This window comes from Treponema sp. R6D11 (assembly GCF_054786075.1).
This window is the reverse complement of record NZ_BDHD01000250.1, coordinates 1-2,140: the sequence shown is the minus strand read 5'-3', so window position 1 is coordinate 2,140 and position 2,140 is coordinate 1. Positions and strand designations below refer to the sequence as shown.

The 2,140-nt window shown below is 40.9% G+C and carries 4 protein-coding genes; 1 reads left to right on the top strand and 3 read right to left on the bottom strand.

What is annotated here, in order from left to right:
- Both ACYVTD_RS11890 and ACYVTD_RS11885 read right to left on the bottom strand, forming a co-directional pair.
- A partial coding sequence (locus ACYVTD_RS11890) for a formylglycine-generating enzyme family protein (protein WP_461247979.1) occupies positions 1-424 on the bottom strand: 424 nt, incomplete at its 3' end.
- Between the two features lie 6 nt (positions 425-430).
- Positions 431-1,342 carry a hypothetical protein gene (locus ACYVTD_RS11885; RefSeq protein ID WP_461247978.1) on the bottom strand — a complete coding sequence of 304 codons (912 nt, stop codon included), beginning with the start codon at positions 1,340-1,342 and terminating at the stop codon, positions 431-433.
- A 177-nt stretch (positions 1,343-1,519) separates the two neighbouring features.
- Here ACYVTD_RS11885 and ACYVTD_RS11880 point away from each other — a divergent pair, with 177 nt between their 5' ends.
- Positions 1,520-1,648 (top strand): hypothetical protein, encoded by a 129-nt coding sequence (locus ACYVTD_RS11880; RefSeq protein WP_461247977.1) that lies wholly within the window; start codon positions 1,520-1,522, stop codon positions 1,646-1,648.
- Between the two features lie 22 nt (positions 1,649-1,670).
- Here the strand turns inward: ACYVTD_RS11880 and ACYVTD_RS11875 are convergent.
- On the bottom strand, positions 1,671-2,140 hold a 470-nt coding region (locus ACYVTD_RS11875), incomplete at its 5' end, for a hypothetical protein (RefSeq protein ID WP_461247976.1).

Genomic DNA, 2,140 nt, shown 5'->3' with positions numbered 1-2,140 from the left:
CGTCGTACCAGCTTACGCTGTCCACCGGGCGTTTCTCTTGAATTTCCCCTTTTCTAGAGTTGCTGTAAAAATGGCTCGGGTTTTTTCCCATTACCGACTGGTACTGCTCCTGCGTTACCTCGTACCTGCCCATTCTAAATCCGCTTAATGTTACCTGATGTTGCGGGCGTTCATTGTCCCATGACATTGATTCGGTGCTGAAACCGCCCATGGTAAAGGTTCCGGCTGGTATCGGAACCATTTCTATCGAGTTCGGCTTATATGTCGTTTTCTCATTCTGCCATTCTTCTTCCGTTTCCTCATTATCGCTAAACAGCCACAGCAGAATTTCGACATCCTTCTTTAAGTTCTTGATGTTCTTGAGGGTGCACGAGTTTAAACACGCCAGAAATAATACGAATATTATAATATGCTTCTTTTTCATGGCCGATTACAATCCTTTTTTCCCCGAGTTTTGTTCATTCCATAATTTATTTATCTTTCCTATCATGGCGGGGTCTTTTGATTCTTTCGCCGCCTTAAGCGAGTCTTCGTCCAGCGTGGTGTATTGCAGCAGCAAATCCACCTGGCTTTCCCACCACATCCCCTTCTTTATCGCCTCGTTTATGGGGCGGGTCCCCTTGGCGAAATATTTGTCCGCCTCTTCGTCGGTAATTTTTTTGCGTTTCGCATCCATGGAAAAAGGGTACGGATGCCCCCTTTTATCGGGATCCGCCCCCGCCTTTAGTAACGCCTCCATAACCCGATTCACGTCTTTTACGTATCTCCTTGCGGCTTCTTTGTTCTCAACCGCCAACATTTCCTTTTTTTCGGCCTCCGTTATAGGTTTTTCCAATGTCTTTCTTAAAAATGTGTTTTTTAATATGTCTTCTTGAATAAACCAATTATCCCAAGAATATACCCTCCACCAGACGTAAGGCCGCAGGTTTACGTCCGCACCTGCCTCCACCAGCATCTGAATCATCTGCACGTCGGGCGGGGGATCGGGTATCTTCTCCCCTCTACATTCTCTTGTATAAGTATTATATAATCTATCCGCTATAACATTTAAGGGGGTTCCTTCCCTATAGCCCAGTTCCCCTTTGCATACGTTGGGGTCGTAGCCTTCTTCCAGAAACAGCCTTACATTATTTACGTCTTCACCTTTCACTGCCCACCATAAATCCAGTCGGCGTTGGGCTTCTTCAAATTTAAATAAATTTTTCTGCTTTTCTTCTTCTGTTTCTTCAGGTTCTTTTTTGTCGCTGAACGCCCACAACAGTATTTCAATCCCGTCCTTTATGGTGCATGAGCTTAAAGACAGCAGAAGAAAGATAATTATTAATATACGCTTCATTTTCATGGTTACTTGTCTGCCTCCGGCCAACACTTCAAGTTGAGTACACGCAATAGTGTCTGTTACCGAAATTCCGTAGAGTACCCTGCCTAGTATTGTACACTATATATGGGGTATTGTAAAAGGTATGCTATCTATACGCTACGGGTAGTGTGCCATGTAAGACAATGTGCGCTAGGGAATTTGGGTGTCAATTACAACATCATAAACCACGGCACGACAAAAAACGGCGTTTCAGACGATAACGGCGTTGTAAGGATGGAAAATATGCCGTCCGGTAAGATGCGAATCTATTTGAAAAATAATAACTGACAACGGAACAACGGTGGAAAAGTTATGGGCTCAAATAATATTCTTCTAGATTATCTATTTTTCTCTTTAATACAGTATTAACATCCGGATCAGTTATATAAAAATAATGTTGTCCGCTTATGTTTGTAAAATTATATGTCCATAACAAATGAGCACGCGAGTGAGCCATAATACGTTGTTTTTCTCCATAAATGAATTCACCGAGCGATGTTGGATATGGTTTCCCCTCCTCGAAATTTCTTGTTAAATATCTTGTTTCCTTATAAAAACTTCTATGCACATCGTATTTCATTATCTCCGTATAAGTTATTGTCTGTCTATTATAGTTTTCAACAATTTCATATAATTTACCTTGATCTTTTGGAGGATTTGAAATAATTATTATTTGGCTTAACTCTTTTTTTCTATCAGGTCCTTTATCAGTAACTATATTCTCTCTAATAAAAAATTGCGTGGCACATGAAAAAAATAAAAAGAAAACAGGTATTATTA